Annotated in this window: 20 protein-coding genes; 12 read left to right on the forward strand and 8 right to left on the reverse strand. The window is 43.9% G+C overall.

Annotated elements, in window-relative coordinates:
* Positions 1–77: 77 nt before the first annotated feature.
* The 4 genes from ACSQ8O_RS01590 to ACSQ8O_RS01605 form a co-directional block, all read right to left on the reverse strand.
* Positions 78–1,064: an ABC transporter substrate-binding protein gene (locus tag ACSQ8O_RS01590; RefSeq protein WP_436240182.1), complete on the reverse strand. Its 987-nt coding sequence runs from the start codon at positions 1,062–1,064 to the stop codon at positions 78–80.
* Positions 1,065–1,140: 76 nt separating this feature from the next.
* Complete coding sequence (locus tag ACSQ8O_RS01595) at positions 1,141–1,773, reverse strand: ABC transporter substrate-binding protein (protein WP_436240183.1); 633 nt, start codon at positions 1,771–1,773, stop codon at positions 1,141–1,143.
* On the reverse strand, positions 1,761–2,792 hold the full coding sequence (locus tag ACSQ8O_RS01600; protein WP_436240184.1) for a helix-turn-helix domain-containing protein: 1,032 nt from the start codon (positions 2,790–2,792) through the stop codon (positions 1,761–1,763). Before ACSQ8O_RS01600 ends, ACSQ8O_RS01595 begins: the two co-directional genes overlap by 13 nt.
* Before the next feature lie 46 nt (positions 2,793–2,838).
* Entirely contained in the window at positions 2,839–3,804 is a 966-nt protein-coding gene (locus ACSQ8O_RS01605; RefSeq protein ID WP_436240185.1) for a helix-turn-helix transcriptional regulator, read from the reverse strand.
* Positions 3,805–3,923: 119 nt separating this feature from the next.
* Here ACSQ8O_RS01605 and ACSQ8O_RS01610 point away from each other — a divergent pair, with 119 nt between their 5' ends.
* From ACSQ8O_RS01610 to ACSQ8O_RS01625, 4 genes are all read left to right on the forward strand, one after another.
* Positions 3,924–4,346: a DoxX family protein gene (locus tag ACSQ8O_RS01610; RefSeq protein ID WP_436240186.1), complete on the forward strand. Its 423-nt coding sequence runs from the start codon at positions 3,924–3,926 to the stop codon at positions 4,344–4,346.
* A 116-nt stretch (positions 4,347–4,462) separates the two neighbouring features.
* Entirely contained in the window at positions 4,463–4,942 is a 480-nt protein-coding gene (locus ACSQ8O_RS01615; protein ID WP_236292282.1) for a GyrI-like domain-containing protein, read from the forward strand.
* A 23-nt stretch (positions 4,943–4,965) separates the two neighbouring features.
* Positions 4,966–5,430 (forward strand): phage tail protein, encoded by a 465-nt coding sequence (locus tag ACSQ8O_RS01620; protein ID WP_436240187.1) that lies wholly within the window; start codon positions 4,966–4,968, stop codon positions 5,428–5,430.
* A 328-nt stretch (positions 5,431–5,758) separates the two neighbouring features.
* Positions 5,759–6,592, forward strand: a complete 834-nt coding sequence (locus ACSQ8O_RS01625; protein WP_436240188.1) for a LamG-like jellyroll fold domain-containing protein — start codon at positions 5,759–5,761, stop codon at positions 6,590–6,592.
* 78 nt (positions 6,593–6,670) lie between these two features.
* On the opposite strand, the gene ACSQ8O_RS01630 is transcribed toward ACSQ8O_RS01625, so the two are convergent.
* Positions 6,671–8,938 carry a helix-turn-helix domain-containing protein gene (locus ACSQ8O_RS01630; RefSeq protein ID WP_436240189.1) on the reverse strand — a complete coding sequence of 756 codons (2,268 nt, stop codon included), beginning with the start codon at positions 8,936–8,938 and terminating at the stop codon, positions 6,671–6,673.
* Positions 8,939–9,270: 332 nt separating this feature from the next.
* On the opposite strand from ACSQ8O_RS01630, the gene ACSQ8O_RS01635 reads away from it, so the two are divergent.
* From ACSQ8O_RS01635 to ACSQ8O_RS01665, 7 genes are all read left to right on the forward strand, one after another.
* Positions 9,271–10,164, forward strand: a complete 894-nt coding sequence (locus ACSQ8O_RS01635) for an ABC transporter permease (protein WP_436241919.1) — start codon at positions 9,271–9,273, stop codon at positions 10,162–10,164.
* Between the two features lie 16 nt (positions 10,165–10,180).
* A complete protein-coding gene (locus ACSQ8O_RS01640; RefSeq protein WP_436241920.1) occupies positions 10,181–11,047 on the forward strand; it encodes a carbohydrate ABC transporter permease in 867 nt (288 codons plus the stop codon).
* Positions 11,048–11,105: 58 nt separating this feature from the next.
* On the forward strand, positions 11,106–12,650 hold the full coding sequence (locus ACSQ8O_RS01645; protein ID WP_436240190.1) for an extracellular solute-binding protein: 1,545 nt from the start codon (positions 11,106–11,108) through the stop codon (positions 12,648–12,650).
* Between the two features lie 253 nt (positions 12,651–12,903).
* On the forward strand, positions 12,904–13,566 hold the full coding sequence (locus ACSQ8O_RS01650) for a serine/threonine protein kinase (RefSeq protein WP_436240191.1): 663 nt from the start codon (positions 12,904–12,906) through the stop codon (positions 13,564–13,566).
* A gap of 73 nt (positions 13,567–13,639) precedes the next feature.
* Complete coding sequence (locus ACSQ8O_RS01655; RefSeq protein WP_436240192.1) at positions 13,640–14,242, forward strand: class I SAM-dependent methyltransferase; 603 nt, start codon at positions 13,640–13,642, stop codon at positions 14,240–14,242.
* A gap of 164 nt (positions 14,243–14,406) precedes the next feature.
* On the forward strand, positions 14,407–14,874 hold the full coding sequence (locus ACSQ8O_RS01660; RefSeq protein ID WP_436240193.1) for a phage tail protein: 468 nt from the start codon (positions 14,407–14,409) through the stop codon (positions 14,872–14,874).
* A gap of 138 nt (positions 14,875–15,012) precedes the next feature.
* Positions 15,013–16,662 (forward strand): stalk domain-containing protein, encoded by a 1,650-nt coding sequence (locus tag ACSQ8O_RS01665; protein WP_436240194.1) that lies wholly within the window; start codon positions 15,013–15,015, stop codon positions 16,660–16,662.
* Between the two features lie 175 nt (positions 16,663–16,837).
* Here the strand turns inward: ACSQ8O_RS01665 and ACSQ8O_RS01670 are convergent, their stop codons facing one another.
* On the reverse strand, positions 16,838–17,191 hold the full coding sequence (locus ACSQ8O_RS01670; protein ID WP_436240195.1) for a DoxX family protein: 354 nt from the start codon (positions 17,189–17,191) through the stop codon (positions 16,838–16,840).
* Between the two features lie 238 nt (positions 17,192–17,429).
* On the opposite strand from ACSQ8O_RS01670, the gene ACSQ8O_RS01675 reads away from it, so the two are divergent.
* A complete protein-coding gene (locus tag ACSQ8O_RS01675) occupies positions 17,430–17,753 on the forward strand; it encodes a hypothetical protein (protein ID WP_436240196.1) in 324 nt (107 codons plus the stop codon).
* Between the two features lie 60 nt (positions 17,754–17,813).
* On the opposite strand, the gene ACSQ8O_RS01680 is transcribed toward ACSQ8O_RS01675, so the two are convergent.
* Entirely contained in the window at positions 17,814–18,824 is a 1,011-nt protein-coding gene (locus ACSQ8O_RS01680) for a GtrA family protein (RefSeq protein WP_436240197.1), read from the reverse strand.
* 17 nt (positions 18,825–18,841) lie between these two features.
* A complete protein-coding gene (locus ACSQ8O_RS01685; RefSeq protein ID WP_436240198.1) occupies positions 18,842–19,801 on the reverse strand; it encodes a phosphodiester glycosidase family protein in 960 nt (319 codons plus the stop codon).
* Between the last annotated feature and the right edge of the window lie 3 nt (positions 19,802–19,804).

Below are 19,804 nucleotides of genomic sequence, written 5' to 3' on the forward strand. Positions count from 1 at the left end.
ACATGCCAAAAGACCCACTTCACAACCGTAAACGAACGGATAGAAGAGGGTCTGTATTCAGATTAGGGCATTAAATTCTATCGACCAGCCAGAATGGCATCAGCCAAGATATCGATCTGATTCTCGACGGCAATAGGATCATCGTTATACAAGTAATTATAGTTAACTACGTGGACGTTTCCATTTTTGACTGCTTTTAAATTTTTCCAGAGAGGGCTGCTCTCTAGTTCTTTTAGAACAGTCGAAGTACCCTCAGGGTCATAGGTCGTCAAGATAATGTGATCCCCTGCAAATTCAGGTAGAACTTCGTAAGAGATTTCACGATACCACTCTTTGGCATTGCGGAATTCTTTATCTACTTTGGGAGCAGGTGTCACTTGCAGACCTTCATATAAAGCGTAGCCTCCCATATTGACAAACCCATATACGCGCAGTTTATTTTTCCAAATGTTGAAAATGGTGAAAGTCTCATCCTTGCTAATTTTGCTGGAAACCTTTTTCCGAGCTGCTTCTACTTTCGTATCAAATTGCGTAATCCATTGTTCCGCTTCAGCTTTCCGCCCCAGAATGTCTCCAAAGATGCGTACAGAATCCTTAGGTCCACCACTTAGTTCCAACGGCACGGTTGGAGCTATCTTGGAGAAATTATCGTATTTCGAAGCTCCCCAGGAAATGATAAGATCGGGCTGCAACTCAACGATCTTCTCCAGCGATTGTCCAATGCTCTCCGTGCCATCTTTCTTAATGAAGGGATGATTCTTGAGTACGAAATCATCTGTACCAATAGGCTTTAGCCCAAGCGCAACGAGTTGGCCATAGTACCAGTCAGTGACTACACGTTCTGCTTTGACAGGAATTTCAGAGGTACCTGACATATGTTTATAGGATCGAGTTTTCGCTTCTGTATTCGGCTTACCCGTTTCCTTAGTAGCGTCTACTGATTGGTTATTGGCAGTTGGTGTTCCCGCGGAATTGCTGGTTTCCTTTGCATTACTGCATGCGACAGTCCCCCCAACCATCATGATGATGATGAAACAAATTAGTATGATTCTCTTTCTACCCATTACCTATTGCCCTCCTATATATAATGATTCTCATTCTCATTTACAATGATAACAAGATCATTCATCCATGTACATGTCAGATTATTCTCTGTTTCTTTGGATAATTGGGCAAAAGGTAATGGATGACATCATGTAATTGGGCATCTAGTGCAGCTGGCCCGTAACCGTACCATTTGGTCATATCCACGGGATATACATATTGTTGCTTCCCGGCAGTTAAGGCAAGCCACTCTGGGCTTCTCATCATGGTCACAGCACGTTGTTTGGCTGCTTGATTATTCTCAATGGATACAAAGTAATGATCGGCATCGAAACTGCTTAACTCAGAGATAGAAAACTCGGGGTGCTCTAACCCTTGGGCGTACATGGACGCAACAGCCTGAGGGCGTTGTAGCTGCAGAATGTCATAGAGTAAGTCTGCCCCCATATAGCCGTAAGCATAAATCAGTGAACGACTACTGCGCACATTCAAGATGGCAACTGCGGCGTGAGGACCCAGTGTATGGCGCAAAGCTTCTCGCACTTGTCCTGCTCTGTGATCGAAGGATTCCAACCAGTTGCGTGCCTGCTGCTCCATACCTGTTATCTGGGCAACACTCATAAAATGCTGCTTCCAAGTAACACCGCGCCACGGAATCTGAATGACCAGCCCCGCCTGGTGATAGCGTTCAATTTGTTGGTATTCATCGCCTTCTACTAGCGGATGCAAAATGATATCAGGCTTGACGCCTGGAGTACCTGCAGCCGTCTCGCATGCTCGGTTTCCCAATAGAGTGGTTGAAACGAACGTGAGTCATGTAATAATTGAAAATGATCATTCATCCAGGTATCTGTAATGGCTGCACAAGGATTAACGCCAAGCGAGAGCAAGTCCAGTGTGTAGGCATGGTCCAGGGATGCGATTGTATGGGGTTTACGTAAATATATCGTTGGGGACATCCCCGTGACTTGCTTAAATTTACGGCTTAAATAGAACTCGTCGGCATAACCGACCTGGCGAGCAACTTCGTTTAACGATTGTCGGGATTGCAGCAAAATAGTCTTAACCTTGTCAATGCGAATACGATTAAGATATTCGGTAAAGGTAGAGCCTGTACGCTGCTTAAAGCTTAGCGTTAACTGCCGAAGGCTTAAACCGGATAGGCGTACAACATCATTTCGTTTGATTTTTCGCTCATAATGCTTATGTACATAAGAAATGACTTGGTCGATACCGTCCAGCGGCTGAGTAAAAGAAAGGCAATCAGGCTGTTCGAGTGCCCAGCATGCATCAGCAAAAAGGGAAAGGAATTGGGCCTGTAGAGGCAGACGCTGTGATAGGCTGTTATAAAGTCGATTTTCGTATGAATCGAATAGGGAGGACACTTGATCAAGCAGAACTGAATGGGTCAGTTTAGCCAGCATCGGCATAAACGGGGAGTCCGTGGACGATTCCTCGCCTATCCAGTCATAGTTGCAAGCATAGAAACGAAGCTGCTCGGTAGATGATGGAAGTTTGTCTATCAGATCCTCAAATTGAATATGAAGGGATGTATGGGACGGTAGGTATACACAACCGATACCTTCAAGCCTGTGTGTGTGATTGTTAATCGTAAGTATAACGGAACGTGCACGTATAAATAATAAACTATAGGCATCCCGATAATAGTGAAAGCCCTCGGTGTGCCAAGCCTCTGTGTACGCGTACATAGACATGTTTTTGAGAACAGGAAGTCCTGAATGCTTCATAACGAGTACCAGCTCCTTCTATGATGCCTCTTCTTCATTAATCAATTTACTTATTCGTGAAAAGAACCATTCTCTCCTGTAGACCTTCCATAACCTCTTTAGGCACTTCCCTAATCTTGATATCTCCACCTAAGAAAAGCAGCCAATTTGTGATTTCGGCCAATTCATCCGAGTGATGAATATTGATGAAAGTCTTTAGAATAGCCGTAGACTGATAAGGATTCGTGTATGAAATTGACATTTTTAACGGATGGTACTTTTTGAACTGGGCAATCGCTTTTGGACCTAGTTCAAGGACAAGATTGATGACTTTTTCCTGCTTGCTTAGTTGTTCTATAATCTTCTTTTTGGTTATTCTTTTTTTCCCAGAGTAGGGTGTAACATCGGTGAGATTGTCGACAGGAATAATGCGCCTCTTCTCTTCCTCTAGGTCAAACCCTTCAATTTGCCATGAGCTTTTTTCACGATATAAGTGCAGCAGATAGATGGGATAAGTCTTGATTTCCCTCCCTACCTCGACGGAAACCACTAAGTAGCTATCCATAATAATGATTTGGATAAGTTGTTCTAACATAGGATGGGGCAGATCTGACAGATCAAGCAGGTCGGGATTGTGGGGGTTGGTTCCCTCAAATAGCAAGATTTGATTTAAGATAACAAGATCATCTTGCTGGTTTTCCGAGATGAGTCCGAGTAATTTTTCCGCTAAAGAGTGACGACTCTTGAGATAGGGGAGTTGTTGATTTCTAGTGGCCATGAAGGCAATAAAAAGGGCTTTGATCTCATTATCGGTAAAGCGGACAGTCGGTAGGACGGAATTTTTCATGACAAAATAACCCCCATCCCTACCGACTTCGGCGACAAGCGGCATTCCCATCGTTTCAATTTCTCTGATATCTCTAATGGCTGTCGATCGAGAGATATTAAATTCCTGCATAATCTCAGAAATGGTAAAGTGGGCGCGGTTATTGATATACCGCATGATGATGTTGATTCGTTCTACTTTTTTCATCGGGTCCTCTAAACAGTATCATTTTTTGACATGGTTTATGGTTATTATAAACGTATCAAGTGAAAAAACAAATCACTTCCAGTTGTTAAGAAGTAAACAGGATCAGAGGAGGAATGAAAATGAGTACAATTATTAGGAATGAAAAAATGGCGAAAGTAGAGTCCCGCCCTTTTGGACGGGTGGCCGCTTATTGGACCGTCACAATCATACTTGCATTCTCAATTGCATTAAGCGGTATCGGGCAACTAATGCGATATGGGGGGAATGTCGATCTAGTGACCGATATTGGTTTTCCGTTATATATCACAAACATTCTCGGAACTTGGAAGTTGCTTGGCGTCATTGCAATCGTAATGCCAGGTTTCCCCCGGCTTAAGGAATGGGCTTATAGCGGTATCTTTTTTCTAATGACTGGTGCGGCCTTATCTCATGTGTTCGCTAACGATTACGGTGATTACGGATTCCATATTATTCTTCCGCTTTTCTATGCCGCGCTTAGTATCGCCTCTTGGGCGCTGCGTCCCCAAAGCCGCAAACTTTAATAGGTAGTAGAGATTTCATCGGATCTTCTAAACAGTATCATATTTTGACATCATTTAAGGTTAGTATAAACGTATCAAGTAAAAAAAACATTAATTTGAAAAAAGGAGATTTACTTATGACAATGTATACCCTTGAGGAAAAAGACAGCTTTATCGTTCTAGGTATTGGCACGGAGCTGAAGAGTAATTACACGGATTATGCCGGTATCAACAAGGAGAAGGAAAACTTTTGGCGGGCAGTAGAGCAAGATGGAAGGCTTGACGCTTTAAAAGCGATTGCTACGAACGACTACATTTTTGCTGTGAACGAAGCGGTCAATCACAAGATGATGTACTATGCTGGTGTCATGACAGGAGCATCGGTACCGGAAGAACACAGAGTTATTCAATTCCCTAAGGGACAATACCTCGTGGTTAAAGGCGAAGGGAAGACGGCGGATGAGTTGAGTAACAGGCTCACTGGTATTGCCTTTGGTCAAGTTCTGCCAGAAGCCCAAAATTTCGCCTATGTAGGCGGGCCAAATACAACGGTTGAGATGGGGCAGCGTGACGGCCTCGTCTATGGTGAAGTTTGGATTCCTGTTGTTGGGAAATAAGCGAGGTCATGGGAGGGATGAGCGTGTCTCAGATCGTTGATTTTAAAAATGTATCTACAGTTGGTTTAGAGTCTTCACCAGTAGCAGAAGCGCTAGCTGGTTTACGTGCGAATGAAGCCCGTTACTTTATGAATAAATACAAACATGAATTTTCGGTTACGCCCGCTAGCGAAAGTCAGGAGAACCTTGAATATGTGAACCGCGTTTTGAAAGAACGAGATATTTCGTTTGCGGCAAAACCGTTAGAAACGTCGCGTTTTCAAGTGGAAAATATCCAATTTACCTACGTCTTTTATGAAGATGGTCTGGGGATCAATGTCATGTATACGGTTGATGACCCTAAGAAGCGGGCTGTGGGTTTTAAGCTTTCTGAGGGAATGGACGTACCTAAGGAATTGGAAGAGAAGAAATTTAAATTCGCTAGACAGAAGTCCAAGTTAGCTGGAACAATTCGAGGTTCGTTCTTTGTCATTAAAGGACAATATTAAAGTAAGCAAAAGCACAATTAGAAAAAGTCTGAATGAACTCCCACAGTTACGTTGCGTGGATTCATTTAGACTTTTTTCTTTATGGTTGGACTAGCGTGTCCATGCTTCGCATTTTTATTGATTATGACGAATTGTTTGGCTGGATTAAGATTTCATCATCATCCCAAAACCAAGCCATTTTGAAGTAAGACACTTCCCGATAAGATGAAAATAACGACGGTGAAGGGAGGGAAGTGGAACGGCTGACGACCGAGTTAAGCAAACTGGTATAACTAGCGCAGGTGTAACCAAGCAAGTGATTTGCCAATAGGAGAGGAGACGATTGACAATGAGTAACGCTTTTTCAATTCGTATGTCCAAGCTTGCGGTTTCTTTGATGACAGCATTCCTACTTTCGGCCCCTTTCAATGTATCTTCATTCGTACATGCAACCTCCACCTACGATACGGCCGTACTGGCTGATAACCCTGTTGGATACTGGCCCTTATCCTCCGCGGTAACGGCTGATCAATCGGGGAACGGTCTGAACGGTACGTTTACCGGAAGCCCGACCGACACGACGATGCCAAATGGGGATGCAGCTCCGGTATTCAACGGAACAAATCAATATTTTACAATCCCTGATAACGATTATCTGGAGGTTACGCGCACAGGGATCTTGACCGTCGAAGCTTGGATGCGGCCAGATACGCTGCAATTTACGAACTATGAGGGCAGCGGGTATGTGCATTGGATGGGCAAAGGGACGTCCGGACAGCATTCTTGGGTGGCTAGAATGTACAATCAGACGAACACCGAAAACCGTCCAAACCGCATCAGCGGGTATTCGTTTAATTTGAGCGGCGGCTTAGGCGCAGGCTCCTACTTCCAGGATACGGTGACCGCCGGTCAATGGATTCACTACACCTTAGTGATTAATACCGTAAATACGAACTCCACATACACAACAGGCTACACGAAGGTGTTTAAAAACGGCGTCCTGCGAGATCAAGACAAGCTGTCTGATTATAGCATCGTACCCGGAAACGGCACGGCTCCAATGCGCATCGCCACGCGAGATCTCGCATCGTACTTCCAAGGTGCAATCGGAAAAGTTGCTGTGTACGATTATGAGCTGACGCCTACCCAGTTGGCTGCGCATTACAGCTCAATGACAAATTAAGCAATAGCTGTGCACAAGGCAGCTTAGAAATGAATAAGGACGATCCTCCAAAGTAATTTGGTCAGGATCGTCCTTTTTTTAGTTCATATGAGCTCGCCTGAACTCGCTCGGCGTAATGCCTGTATGCTTTTTAAACATGCGGTTGAAGGAAGCAATCGTGTAATAGCCGACAAGCGTAGAGACGTCTTGAATTTTGAGATCCGTCTTCTCCAGCAGCTCCATCGCTTTATTCATGCGCACTGTATTGACATAATCGCTAAAATTAATGTCGGTCTTTTCTTTAAAATACGTCGACAGATAAGCGCCTGTAATGTTGAGCTTATCCGCTAACAAGTCCAGCGATAGATCGCTGCCGAAATGCTCATTGACGTATTTCGTTACGAAACTGGTAATGTGGTCGGTCGCTTCTTTCTTCTGACGAATATCGGAGGCGGACTGTGTCAGGATTTCCTTGAAAAACTGCTGAAATTGTTCTAGCGTGCGGCAATTCCTGAGAATATCCGCAGGGCTCCTCTTATCATCCAGCAAGGAGATCGGATTATGGCTGGAATAGAGCGTTTTAATAATCAAGTTGACGATTTCCTTGGCAAGGTCATGGATTTGCGCGTAGGAAGCGCCTCGTTTGACGGCGAGCTCTAACGTTTTTGAAACGATAGGAATTGTGATTGCGGGGTTACCGGAAGTCAAATTCGCCGTAAATTCTTTCATATTAGCCGGTGTGAACCAGAGATCTGGAGGTAGCGTTTCCTTGTCCCTAATGATTTGGACACCTTCCCCAAGCTTCCGTTGTTTGGCTAACAGCAGCGTGTTCTCAAAAGCTTCGTTGAAAATAAACGCATTGTCATGGACAGGACTCACGGCAATGGTGACGGAACAATAGGAAGCATCCAGTTCAAATATTTTTTTAATATCAAGCAGTAGATTGTCTAATACGGAAAGTTCGGAATCGTTTGTAAAAATAATTGTTAGAATTTGATCCTTCTCAATTTGGAAGGTCAAGGCGTCTTTATAGGCCTGAATAAACTGCGATTGAACGAATTCCTTAATGTAATACGAGGCGCGATTAGGATCCATGTCCATGGCGGCTAACTGGTTGTCGATATACATGAGCTGGTAGAGAACGATGACATAGGGTTTATCGGAATCAATGGATATTTTTGCGTCCTCAATATCGGTGTGAATCATTTTCACCTTATTTAAGTAGGCGTAGTGCTTGAGCAGGGAGTTTTTGCTTAGTAGGTCTCGGTTAATCGTTTCATTGGTCAGAAATAAATCATGCAGCTTCTGGCTAATGACGTTGAACTCGCGAATGGGACTGACAAAGGGAGCGCTTTGGTGACGATCCATCTGTTGAATGGAACTGATGATGGTGGTGAGCGGGTTGTTAAACCGTTTGGCAAAGAGAATTGAAATGCTGACTCCGATGATGATGGAAAGAAAGATCAGCCCAATCATAAACACATTAAGCTTGAAGAACTGTTCGGAAATCGTAGCGAAAGGCACGATCAGCACATAAGTGTTCCCGGTCACGGCACCTTGCTTGTAGAAATAATAATTGGTGCCTTCCAAATAATAGCCGGAGCTGCCAGTATGCGGCTTCAATTGCAGTGGATCTTTCCGACTGGATACGGCGTACGTTGTGCCCCCAGCGTCATCCAGAATGTAGAAGCCGGAATCTGCTTGGAAATGGCTGAAGGCCTCGAACATTTGATCGCTGTCTAGCAAGGCTATAATGGATAAGCCGTCTGTAGCCGCGCTTTTGAAAAGAACGGGATTAAATTCCCCAAAACTTCTAGTAGAGAAGCTTGTACGTTCTTGGAATTCAGCAGAAGGATACACACGGAAGGAGAGCGAGGATTTCCCGGTTTCCGTTGACCAGAATTGCTCTGGATAAGTGGGGGACGTATAAAACTTACTAAACATCATTTGCGCATCGCGGGATCCATCTTTATCGATAACAAAGTCACGGTTCGGAAAGTAATAGATGATGTTATATAAAGAAAGCTGATTGTTCGCTAACACATTTTGCAGCTCGCGTTGAACCTGACTTGAAATAATAAAGTCGAGCTTTTGTGGATTATTCTTGAGCGCTTCGGTATGGGTGTTGAAGTATAGGCTGACCAGCAGGCTTTTGATTAACGAAATATTTTTTTCATAACTGGCTACGGTCGTCTCGAGATTCAGAGAGCTGTTCTTAATAATTTCTTCGCGAATGCTGCTTCGAAAGAAGGTAAAGGAGGCCACATTAAAGGATACGAGCAGCAAAATGATGATAATGAAACTGATCAATAGTCGGTAGAACAAGGAACTGCTGTATCTTTTTCTAGGGACATAGGTGGTTTGCATGGTCGTCTCCTTTCGCTAGCCAGTAGTATGTGGAAATTATAGCATGGTGAAATTCATGGTGTAAGAAAGAATTTACAATTCCTTATATGAATTTTTACGATTCTTATTATTATTCTCGATTTTCAGAAATTTGCGAATGAGTCGATGAGGAAGTGGATAGTCGGCATGGTGTTTTTCCGATACGATGGGCTTGTCGATACAGAGCCTTCATAACCGAGGGGGCAACCCACATTGAGAAAAAGGAGAGATGACTATTGCGTACGAACCCATCGGCCGCCACGACACAAACGTCTGTTTCGCAAGCGAATCTCCGGTCGAAAAGAAGTACCTATCTGAAGCAGTGGAAACGAGGGAAATACTTATTTCTCCTCTTCCTGCCTACCTTGCTGTTTTATTTGCTTTTTAAGTACGTTCCTATGTTCGGTTTGGTCATATCTTTAAAAAATTACAATTTGTTTAAGGGTGTCTGGGCAAGTGAATGGGTCGGATTCAAGTATTATAAGCTGTTTTGGGAAAATCCCGACTTCTTTAAGCTCATCTACAACACGTTTATGCTCGGGATTTATAGGCTTATCTTTGGCTTTCTTGCACCGATTCTACTGGCGCTGCTCCTGAATGAAGCGAGGCACGCATTCTTCAAACGATTTGTACAAACGGTCAGTTATTTGCCCCATTTTATATCTAATGTGGTGGCAGCGAGTATGGTACTCATGTTCCTTTCGCCTTCCAGTGGGATCGTCAACCACCTGATTCAAGTCTTCGGCTTTGAGCCGATTAATTTCATGGTGATGCCCGGGATGTTCCGCTCGGTCTATGTGATTTCGGAAATTTGGCAGCATGTCGGCTGGGAGACCATCATTTATCTGGCAGCTTTGACGTCGATTGATCCTCAGTTGTATGAAGCGGCGGAAATGGATGGTGCGAGCAGGTGGAGGAAAATAGGGAATGTCACGCTCCCTGGCATTGCGCCGGCTATCGTCATCGTCTTTATTCTAAATGTCGGGCACGTTCTCGATATCGGTTTCGAAAAAGTGTTTCTCCTTTATAATCCCGCCATCTATGAAACGGCCGATATTATTAGTACCTATGTGTACCGCACGGGGATCGGTCAGGGCAATTACAGCTATGCGACGGCGATTGACTTTTTTACAGGGATCGTCAGTTTAGTCTTCATATACTCGGCCAACTGGATCAGCCGTAGAGTCGGCGAGACCAGCTTGTGGTAGAAAGGAGGTACGCATGATGAAAACGAAATTTGGTGTGGCTGACCTACTGATCATCCTTGTGCTGTTTGGTGTGGTTGCTGCAACGCTGTACCCCTTTGTGTATATGTTGGCGGTCTCGTTCAGCGATAGTACGCACATTTTAAAAGGCGAAGTTACGCTTTGGCCAAAAGGATTCAACGTGGAAATGTACAAAATCGTCCTACACGATCCGCGTATTTCCTCCGCCTATATCAATACCATTCGATATGTACTAGTCGGGACCTTGGTCTCGCTAATTATGACAGCCATGGGTGCGTTCGCGATCTCCAAGAAGGAGCTGCCGCATCACAAGCTGTTTACACTGCTCATTGTGTTTACGATGTTTTTCAGCGGTGGTATGATTCCGACCTTCTTGGTGGTCAAAAGCTACGGTTTGGTAGATAGCCTGTGGTCTATGGTGTTACCAACGGCTGTCAGTACGTGGAATCTCATCGTAATGCGAACTTTTTTCTCCGCAATGCCCAAAGAGTTAGAGGAATCGGGTAAAATGGACGGATTGACCGATATCGGTATTTTCTTTCGGCTCGTGCTGCCGCTTTCCAAAGCGGTGCTTGCCACCATCGGGCTTTTCTATGCCGTTGGCATCTGGAATAACTTTTATTCCGCCTTACTCTACCTGCGCAATCAGGATATGTTCCCCCTGCAAGTTGTTCTACGCAATATCGTCTTGCAAGGGCAGATCAACTCAGCGAACGTGTCCAGCGTAGGCGGCGATAATTTGGTCGTTGATGATGCCTTGAAATTTACAACGATCCTTGTTTCCACCGTACCGATCCTCCTTGTGTATCCGTTTCTGCAAAAATACTTCGTCAAGGGGGTGATGATCGGTTCGGTGAAAGGTTAGTTCATATTCAGTAATAAAAAGCTGTGGGTCTAAACAAATGAAAAGGGAGATGGGTTCTATGAATAAAATAGTAAAAGGGTTGTCAATTTGTTTAGCTTTGGGACTATCTATGACGGCAATCGCCGGTTGTTCAACAAGTACGAACGAGACATCAACGGCAGCGCCTTCTGCCAGTACGGGGACAACAGCTTCAGCTCCTGCGCAAGTGGTCAAACAAACCTTTAACGTGCTCAATTATTCGAACCCAAGCTGGCCTTACAATAAAGATAATATTTCCTGGAAATTAATTGAAGAGAAAACAGGCGTCTCCCTGAATGTGCAGCTGCCGTCTGGGAAGCTGGATGACGCGCTAAGCGTTACAATTGCCTCGGGCAATTTGCCGGATATGATGATGACGCAGGACAAAAAGCTGGCAGATAAATATGGACAGCAAGGTGCGCTGGTTAATATTCTGGATTATGTAAACGAGATGCCAAACTTGAAAAAGTGGATGGAGAAGTATCCCGTTGATACGCAAAACACGATTTCGTCGGATGGCAAAATGTATATGTTCCCGAATGCGGGAATCGGGGAAACGAATCGCATGATTTGGATGTATCGCGATGATGTATTTAAGAAGCTTGGGCTTTCCGAGCCAAAAACGTGGGATGACTTGTATGCAGCGCTTAAGAAAATAAAAGAAGCTTATCCGAAGAGCTATCCGCTTTCATTCCGGAATGGTTTGCAGCGTCTCTTGAATTTTGCTCCAGCCTTTGGCACCGGTTCGGATGTGTACTATGATTTTGATAAAAAAGAATGGCGCTATGGTCCGCTGGAAGACAATTACAAGCAAATGATTGTGTATTTAAATAAATTTTATAAAGAAGGCCTCATTCCGCCTGATTTCTTGTCTGCAGATACGAAGCTATGGCAGGACCTGATGTCTACGGAGCGAGCCTTCGTAACAGTCGATTACATCGGACGGATTGATTTCTTCAACTCGGCGTTGCGCAAGGATAAACCGGAATTTAATCTGGCTTTCATGGGAGCGCCGACTGGATTTGCAGGTGCGCCTGCCAAAAATGCGTTCACGCAGTATTTGGACGAAGGCTTCATGATTGCAACATCTTCGAAAAAAATCAAAGAGATTATAAAGTTCATGGATTTCTTCTATAGTGAGGAAGGTAAGACGCTAGCCAGCTGGGGGAAAGAAGGGGTCACTTACAAAACGGAAAATGGCAAGAAGCAGTTTATTGAGAAATATGCGGATGTAGCGGACATGAGAAAGAAGACGGGTATTTCTACGGACGGCACCTATGCGTGGTTCGATTATGATGCTCATCTTTCCCTGTCTTCGCCTGAGCTGCAGAAGGCTTATCAAGAAGCGCCCAAATATGATAGTCTGCAGCAGCCGCGCCCGGCTTTCACAAGCGCAGAGATGGAAACCCTCTCTCTTTCTGGGGATACCATTATGAAGAAACGCGATGAGAATATTTCCAAGTTCATTGTTGGTGAACGCAGTCTGGAAGATTGGCCGAAATATGTAAGTGACATGAAAGCGTTAGGCGTTGATAAAATGGTGGACATTTACAAAAAAGCGTATGATCGAGCTTTGAAAAAATAAAGTTGGAGGATCCCAACTTACTAGCACAACGACAAGAAACGCCGTTCTTTAAAAAAGAACGGCGTTTTCTTATTGAGCTTAAAAAGTGACCATCAGTGGAACGCTTTGACCGCAATATCGTGTTTGCGACCTTTTTCGGAGATTAATACAAAGTGTTGATGATTGATTATGTCATGTACAAATAATTTTTTCTAGCATATTGCTTCTTATTTTTATATAATACCACCAAATAAGAGATGGGGGTGACAGGTGCGTGCAGAAACACTGGATCGAAATAATTGAAGCACAATTGCTTCCGAATTTGCAGATTGCCAGTGAGCGGCCCTATGACCCGATCGTCGTTTACAGTTTTCCTGAGCCTTGGCAGCTAGTTGGAGCGGGTAATTATGCGGCTGTGCTGATGCATCCAAGCTATCCGGAAATGGTGGTAAAGGTGTACGCACCTGGGCGGCCGGGTATAGAGGATGAAAAGGAAATATATCGACGTCTGGGCAAGCATCCAGCTTATTCCGAATGTCTGCATGCGGGTGATACTTATCTTGCGCTGCGTCGATTAACCGGCGTAACGCTGTATCAAAGTTTGTTGCGCGGCATCCCGATTAAGCGTCAAGTGCTGAACGACATCGATGAAGCGCTGAAGTACGCGGTTAGCCAAGGACTGAAACCACATGATGTACATGGCAAAAATGTGATGCAGCATAACGGTCGAGGCTTGGTTGTCGATGTATCGGACTTCTTGAAAGAGGACGATTGCTCGATGTGGGACGATTTGAAGCGCGCCTATGATCGCTTTTATTTCCCATGGCTGCGCAGGATGCCGCTTCCAGAGTTCTTGCTGCACTTAGTTCGGCGAGGCTACCGGAAATACCGCAGATGGGCGCGACCTTCAGGTGAGTTACACAAGAAGGGTATGTAAAATGGTATAATTGAAGGAGCTTGCCGCGGCTAGCTCCTTTTGTATTTTTGCCGTGAGGATAGGAGAGATTTTAATGGGAAATACGGATAAGTTTGAAATGATAGCAAATGTATATGACACGCCTGAAAGAATGCAAATTGCTAAGGTATCCTCAGATGCCATTCGTGAATATGTCGTTGACGCAAAAAGTAAGAATGCGATTGATTTTGGGTGTGGAACTGGTCTAGTCGGATTGAGTCTATTAAACGAGTTTAACTCGATGCTGTTTCTGGATACTTCACCAAACATGATTACGCAACTAAAGCAGAAAATTTCTGATTTACATATCCAGCATGCAGATACGCTATGCTTTGATTTTGAAAAGGAAGGTCTATCGGATTTGCATGCCGATTACATTTTTATGGCGCAAGTCCTACTCCATATTCCGGATGTAGAATTCGTTTTATCCAGACTATTCAATGTACTCAATGAAGGCGGACATTTACTAATCGTGGATTTTGATAAAAACGAAAAAGTAGTTTCCGATATGGTTCATAACGGATTTAATCAAGAGAAGCTAACGGACATGATGACTAAGATAGGTTACAAGAATATTCAATCGAAAACTTTTCATCAGGAAAGCAACATATTCATGGGACAAGATGCATCCATGTTTATTCTTGATTCTCAAAAGTAATCGTTACAGCGGCGGAGAGCTTTATTATAAATGTAGGTAAGACGGAGATGACTCAGTCGCAAACGGGATTGAGTCTAGTGGATCATTTCGCAAACACAAACGTTTATATTGAATTCATTTTTGGTATAATAATAGGAAATAGTGATAGAAAACGAGGGATGTAAATGTCGTATGTCGTTGATTTTAAAAATGTGTCCACGGTAGGTTTAGAGTCTTCACCTGTAGTAGAAGCGCTTGCTGGTTTACGTGCGAATGAAGCCCGTTACTTTATGAATAAATACAAACATGAATTTACGGTTGTACCCGCTAGCGAAAGTCAGGAGAACCTTGATTATGTGAACCAAATCTTGAAAGAACGTAATATTGCGTTCGCGGCTAAACCGCTAGAAACCTCGCGTTTTCAAGTGGAAAACATCCAGTTTACCTACGTTTTTTATGAGGATGGTCTTAGCGTTAATGTCATGTATACGGTGGATGACCCTAAGAAGCGGGCCGTTGGGTTTAAGCTTTCTGAGGGGATGGAGATTCCCAAGGAGTTAGAACCGAAATTTAAGTTTGCTAGACAGAAGTCCAAACTAGCTGGAACGATCCGAGGATCATTTTTTGTAATTAAAGGGCAATATGAGTCTTAAGAGATACGTGTAAATAAAAGTAGGTATTTCACAGCGCATGTGAGATATCTACTTTTTCATTGCAAAAAAGAAGGAATCCGGTCGAAAAATATAGAATGTTAATATTTGTCAGGTCTATTATGCAGGGGGAACACATCTATGGTATATCGAAATAAGCTTTTAAAAGTGTTGCTTGGTCTCTTTATTGCAGTATCGGGATTGTGTATGGCTCAGCCGCAAGTGGAGGCGGCATCTTATTCTTCCTATTGGTATCCACAAGGAAAAGTTGGATTGATGAAGCCAACGATCGTGTTTGAATTTGTAAAAAGCGATATCACACCCGAGTTCAAAAGCTATACAATGAAAATCGATCAAGTCAAAGTAGATGCTCAATGGGACATTGGTAGAATGATCCTGTCTTATACGCCAACGGCGGATTTAAAAGCGGGAGAGCATACCGTTAATATCGTATTGGAACTTAAGGATGATGGCTATTTGCCGCTCGAGAAGAGTTGGACATTTCGTGTTGATGAGAAAGCCATTTCTGAGCTGCCTGGGGCACCTACTGCCCAGCAATTAGAAGGTATTAAGGCGATCAACGATTACAGGGTTATGCATGGCCTGAATCCCCTTACCTTCAATAAGAACCTAACGTATGCGGCCAAACTGCATGCTCAGTATTTAGAAACGAACAAGGTCAGTGAATCTGGGGTATCCATGCACGAAGAAAATAGTAAGCTCCCCGGCTATATCGGAAGTAAGTTGTATGAGCGCGGTATGTACGCATCGTATGCCGGTAATTTCTCAGAGGATGTATCTTATAATGGAAACTCGCAAGCAACGATCACACAAGCAATTGATGGCCTTTTCGATGCTCCTTATCACCGTACGCCGTTCTTAACACTAGATGCCATAGAAATTGGTCTTGATAAACAAGGCGATTATACGGTTATTGAATTTGGATTAACGAATGAATGGAACTCGCGATTAGTCGTTTCTCCGGCTCCGGGCGATCCCTATGTTCCAATTGGTTTTGATGGTCATGAATCACCAGACCCGATACGAAACCATGCGGGTACCAAGTACCCTGTCGGTTATCCCATCATGGCGCAGCTATCTGGTAGATTTGTTAGAGATGTCAAATTAGTAGAATCCAAGCTGATGGACAGTACGGGCAAGGAGCTGGATCTATTGCTGAATACGCCGCTAGACGATGATCATCTGCAGAGTGAGGTTATGTTAATTCCGAGCAAGCCACTCTCCCCAGATACAATCTATACGGCATACGTTAAATTGTCCGTCATTGAAGATAATCAACCCAAGATTTATGAAAAGAAATGGGATTTCCGTACGGAACCTATCGCGTATGTAGGGAAAAGTAAATTGCATAACGATTCTACCGCGTATTTGAAGAATATGAACCAACCTGGCAAGTTGCAGCATGTGGTTTCTTTTGGACTAGCAGATAATAAATTCATCTTGGATGATGTTAAGGTGCCAATGAAGCAAAAGCCTATTATTAAAGAAGGAAGCTCCTACCTTTGGATAAGAGACTTAGCAGGGGCACTCGGGGCATCCGTAGAATGGGACGATAAACTGAAGGCAGCTATATACACGAAACAAGGCAGAACCATCACCCTTTTTACGACCAAAAGTGCTTATGCGCTAAATGGTGTAGAAGTTGCGACGGATTCGCCAGCTATTTTGGACAATGATTCTACAATTATCCCAGTGAGACTGCTATCTGAGGTGCTTGGGGCTAAGGTAGATTATGAGGACAAAACGCGAACGGTTAGAATAAGTTATTAGCTTAACCTTAGTTACGAATCCTAGAGAACACCCATATGGAAGAGATCGTTGATCGTTGACGGTCTCTTTCTTTTTGCTTCGTTATCAGCAGAAAAAGTAGAGAAAACCGAACAGATGAATCCGGCCTGTGTAACAGTCGTCCACAAAGAGGTTTTTTCTATGGATAGGTATCGGCTTAAAACCGACAAATCGCAATAAATGCAGCTAACGCGAAGAACACAATGTTCACGCCGATTTCTCGAAATTCCTTTCGAGAAACATGGAATAGGGCGCCGAGAAGAACGATTGTGGCAAGCCCAGTTGCAGCAATTGGTGTCCATATAGGAGCAATATTCGTCGCCTGAGGCAGAATAAGTCCAAGTGCCCCGATCAATTCGACGATCCCAATGAAGACAACGAACGATTTTGATACGTCTTTTACCCATCCCCAAGAGGCTTTGGCTTGTTCATACTGAAAGGCCTTCAACCAACCGGAATAGACAAAGCCTATTGCTGCAAGACCTTGAATGATCCATAGTGCGATATTCATGAATGTTGTAACCTCCTCATTACTTTTCAATATCTCTACAGGTATAATAGACGCAAGTATTCGATTAAGGAAGTAGGCACTAATTCTAAACATAGTAAATAAAAAGTTACCTAACAAAGGAAGTGTGGGAGGTTTTTATGAAAGAGTATTGTAAATTTGAATCGGCGCTGGATATTTTCACATTCGTGCAAATGGTGAAGAAATTACAGTTTCAGATGCTTACTTTGATTACAGTGATTTGAATTATCGAACAATTAAACTCATGCTCTCCTCACCTATACAACTCAATGCAACAACAGTTGCTGTAGACATACAGCGTGGAGCGTTACGGACTAATCTATTTAAATTAAGCAATACGATCTCAGGTAGGCAGATAATTACGTTTAAATCAGTAGATGTTATAGTGGATGATCAGATTAATATCGAAGATATAGCTGCAATCGCTAGTCGTTCAGAATGGCATATCGATGTAAATCGCGATGGAGTCTTTAATAGTGATGATGTGATGAGTCTACTAAGTCAAATTCAAGGAGTAGTAGATCAAAATCACCATACTGATTAGTTTCGTTTTGAGAGATAAGGGAAAAGCCACTTCCATGATGGAAGTGGCTTTTTGCAAGTTTCAATATACGATCTTTCGCTGAGCCCAATAGCTGAACGAAAATAAAAGGGCTTCAGTTATGAGTTTTGCAGCTATGAGCGGTATGCCGATGTTTTCGTGAAACAGGTACATGAACCCGTAGTTCAATAACATGATAATGATAACGAGAGAGAAATACCGGGGCAACGATTTGCGGATAGCCGTTCCGTTCCTTTTGGCAAAAACAAATTTGCGATTCATGGTGTAATTGAATATGGAACTGAACAGTCGGGATCCAATGATGGATACGAGCAAATTGGAGGTCATCCCTTGCAGCAAGAACAGCAGTATGAAATCCAAGATTGCGGCGAATCCCGAAGACGCACAAAATTTCAGGAAAGGAAAGTAAACTCTAGCAGAATCGGCGAGTGGACGAAAATGCGAAGATTTATTGTCGTCCAGATAGATGGTGTCGATCGGTACCTCGACCAAGTCGTATCCTACATGAGGTGCCTCGAGAAGCATATTCATTTCATACTCGAAGCGATTGCCTGGAATTTGGCATAGCCAATCCAACATCTCGGAGGAATAGCCCCGCAGGCCAGTTTGCGTATCTTGTATGGGTTTACCCGTTGCCAGAGAATAAACCAGCCTCGTCGCCGAATTCCCGATGCGGCTGCGCAGGGGGACTTTGCCCGTGAATTGTCTGCTGCCCAGTACGATATGATTACGGTGCTCGCGAACGACTTTCGTGAGTCTTAGAATATCTTCGGGCAGATGCTGTCCATCACTGTCGGCGCAAACAACGCCATCACTTCCACCCTGCTGTCGCACATAGTCAAAGCCCGTCTTCAATGCGCAGCCTTTCCCTTGGTTCATCTTGTGCGTGAGCACGGTACAACCTGCTTGCTTCGCTGAATCAAAAATACCGCGATATTCTTCACCGCTGCCATCGTCAACGACAAGGATCGAATCGTCGCTAACTTCTTTTAGATGATGGATAAGAGAAATTAACCTTTCGTCCGGCTCGTAGGAGGGGATGAGGATGGTCATGGTATCAGTCCTCCTTGCTAAGATTTAGGAATATAGATAATGTCGCTTACGCCTCGTTCATTGCCTTTGCCAAGTGGATTATTAACGACTCTGCCCATAAAATACATCGTGGAAGAACCGCCGCCATCGAGATTATAAGCTTCGGTAGCGCCGAGTTCATGGAAAAGATTCGCGAATTCAGTTAACGTCATGCCACGGCTATAGTTGGTTTTTCGTCCGTCGACCACAACAAACACGAAGTGATTCGGCGAGATCATCCCAATGCCGGTGCGCGGATTGGCATCTTGAATCGATCGGTTTCCGAAATTTTTATCAATTTGCACGGCGGAGAAATCTCCAGCTATCTTGCCATCTTTGACGAGGGTAGGGCCGAAGGAAAAGGTGTTTGTCGTTCCCTTAGCGAGTAAATCATCTGAAGAGATCTCCTCTTCGTTATAAGCTTGCAAAGTACCGTTGCTGAGTAAGGCGAGGCCATCACGCGCAGGTTCATCGCGGTAAACGGTACCGCCTCGAATGATGACGCCGTCGTTGCGAAATCCGTAATAGTCGCCGTTGATCGCGAATACGGCGTTGTTGCTTGCAGCAATCGTCGAAGTGTTTTCGATGATGTTTGTGCCGAAGGCATTTTTAGCGAATGCTGTGAGCAGGTTCGTGCTATTGTTGAACGTCACATCAGCAACGAAATAGGTGATCGCATCAGCTCCGGAGCCCGTTTGTACTTGTTTGATGCTAATCGTCTGGTTGTCGTCCTTATAATTCCAGTCATCGTAGTGCGGTTGTGACGCTGTTTGTTTCACGGGCAAATCTTGCGTTACAACGTTATTCGGGGCGACGACAACCTCAACGTGCTCGAATAAATAACGATTAGCAAGCCAGTAAAGAATCGCAGCGATAATAAGTAGACATATAGCTATGATGGTGATAATTTTGGTTTTTTTTCGCTCACGGAAAATGATAATCACTCCTCTTCGGGTCATAAA

This window comes from Paenibacillus sp. LjRoot56, assembly GCF_964253335.1.
GTDB classification, from domain to species: domain Bacteria; phylum Bacillota; class Bacilli; order Paenibacillales; family NBRC-103111; genus Paenibacillus_E; species Paenibacillus_E allorhizoplanae.

Excerpts from the sequence above, each read along its gene's own strand:
- ACSQ8O_RS01605 (WP_436240185.1), bottom strand. The coding sequence starts at position 3,804 with ATGAAAAAAGTAGAACGAATCAACATCATCATGCGGTATATCAATAAC.
- ACSQ8O_RS01680 (WP_436240197.1), bottom strand. The coding sequence starts at position 18,824 with ATGACCATCCTCATCCCCTCCTACGAGCCGGACGAAAGGTTAATTTCT.
- ACSQ8O_RS01670 (WP_436240195.1), bottom strand. The coding sequence starts at position 17,191 with ATGAATATCGCACTATGGATCATTCAAGGTCTTGCAGCAATAGGCTTT.
- ACSQ8O_RS01640 (WP_436241920.1), top strand. The coding sequence starts at position 10,181 with ATGAAAACGAAATTTGGTGTGGCTGACCTACTGATCATCCTTGTGCTG.
- ACSQ8O_RS01630 (WP_436240189.1), bottom strand. The coding sequence starts at position 8,938 with ATGCAAACCACCTATGTCCCTAGAAAAAGATACAGCAGTTCCTTGTTC.
- ACSQ8O_RS01685 (WP_436240198.1), bottom strand. The coding sequence starts at position 19,801 with ATGACCCGAAGAGGAGTGATTATCATTTTCCGTGAGCGAAAAAAAACC.
- ACSQ8O_RS01625 (WP_436240188.1), top strand. The coding sequence starts at position 5,759 with ATGAGTAACGCTTTTTCAATTCGTATGTCCAAGCTTGCGGTTTCTTTG.
- ACSQ8O_RS01665 (WP_436240194.1), top strand. The coding sequence starts at position 15,013 with ATGGTATATCGAAATAAGCTTTTAAAAGTGTTGCTTGGTCTCTTTATT.
- ACSQ8O_RS01615 (WP_236292282.1), top strand. The coding sequence starts at position 4,463 with ATGACAATGTATACCCTTGAGGAAAAAGACAGCTTTATCGTTCTAGGT.
- ACSQ8O_RS01660 (WP_436240193.1), top strand. The coding sequence starts at position 14,407 with ATGTCGTATGTCGTTGATTTTAAAAATGTGTCCACGGTAGGTTTAGAG.
- ACSQ8O_RS01645 (WP_436240190.1), top strand. The coding sequence starts at position 11,106 with ATGAATAAAATAGTAAAAGGGTTGTCAATTTGTTTAGCTTTGGGACTA.
- ACSQ8O_RS01590 (WP_436240182.1), bottom strand. The coding sequence starts at position 1,064 with ATGGGTAGAAAGAGAATCATACTAATTTGTTTCATCATCATCATGATG.
- ACSQ8O_RS01655 (WP_436240192.1), top strand. The coding sequence starts at position 13,640 with ATGGGAAATACGGATAAGTTTGAAATGATAGCAAATGTATATGACACG.
- ACSQ8O_RS01610 (WP_436240186.1), top strand. The coding sequence starts at position 3,924 with ATGAGTACAATTATTAGGAATGAAAAAATGGCGAAAGTAGAGTCCCGC.
- ACSQ8O_RS01600 (WP_436240184.1), bottom strand. The coding sequence starts at position 2,792 with ATGAAGCATTCAGGACTTCCTGTTCTCAAAAACATGTCTATGTACGCG.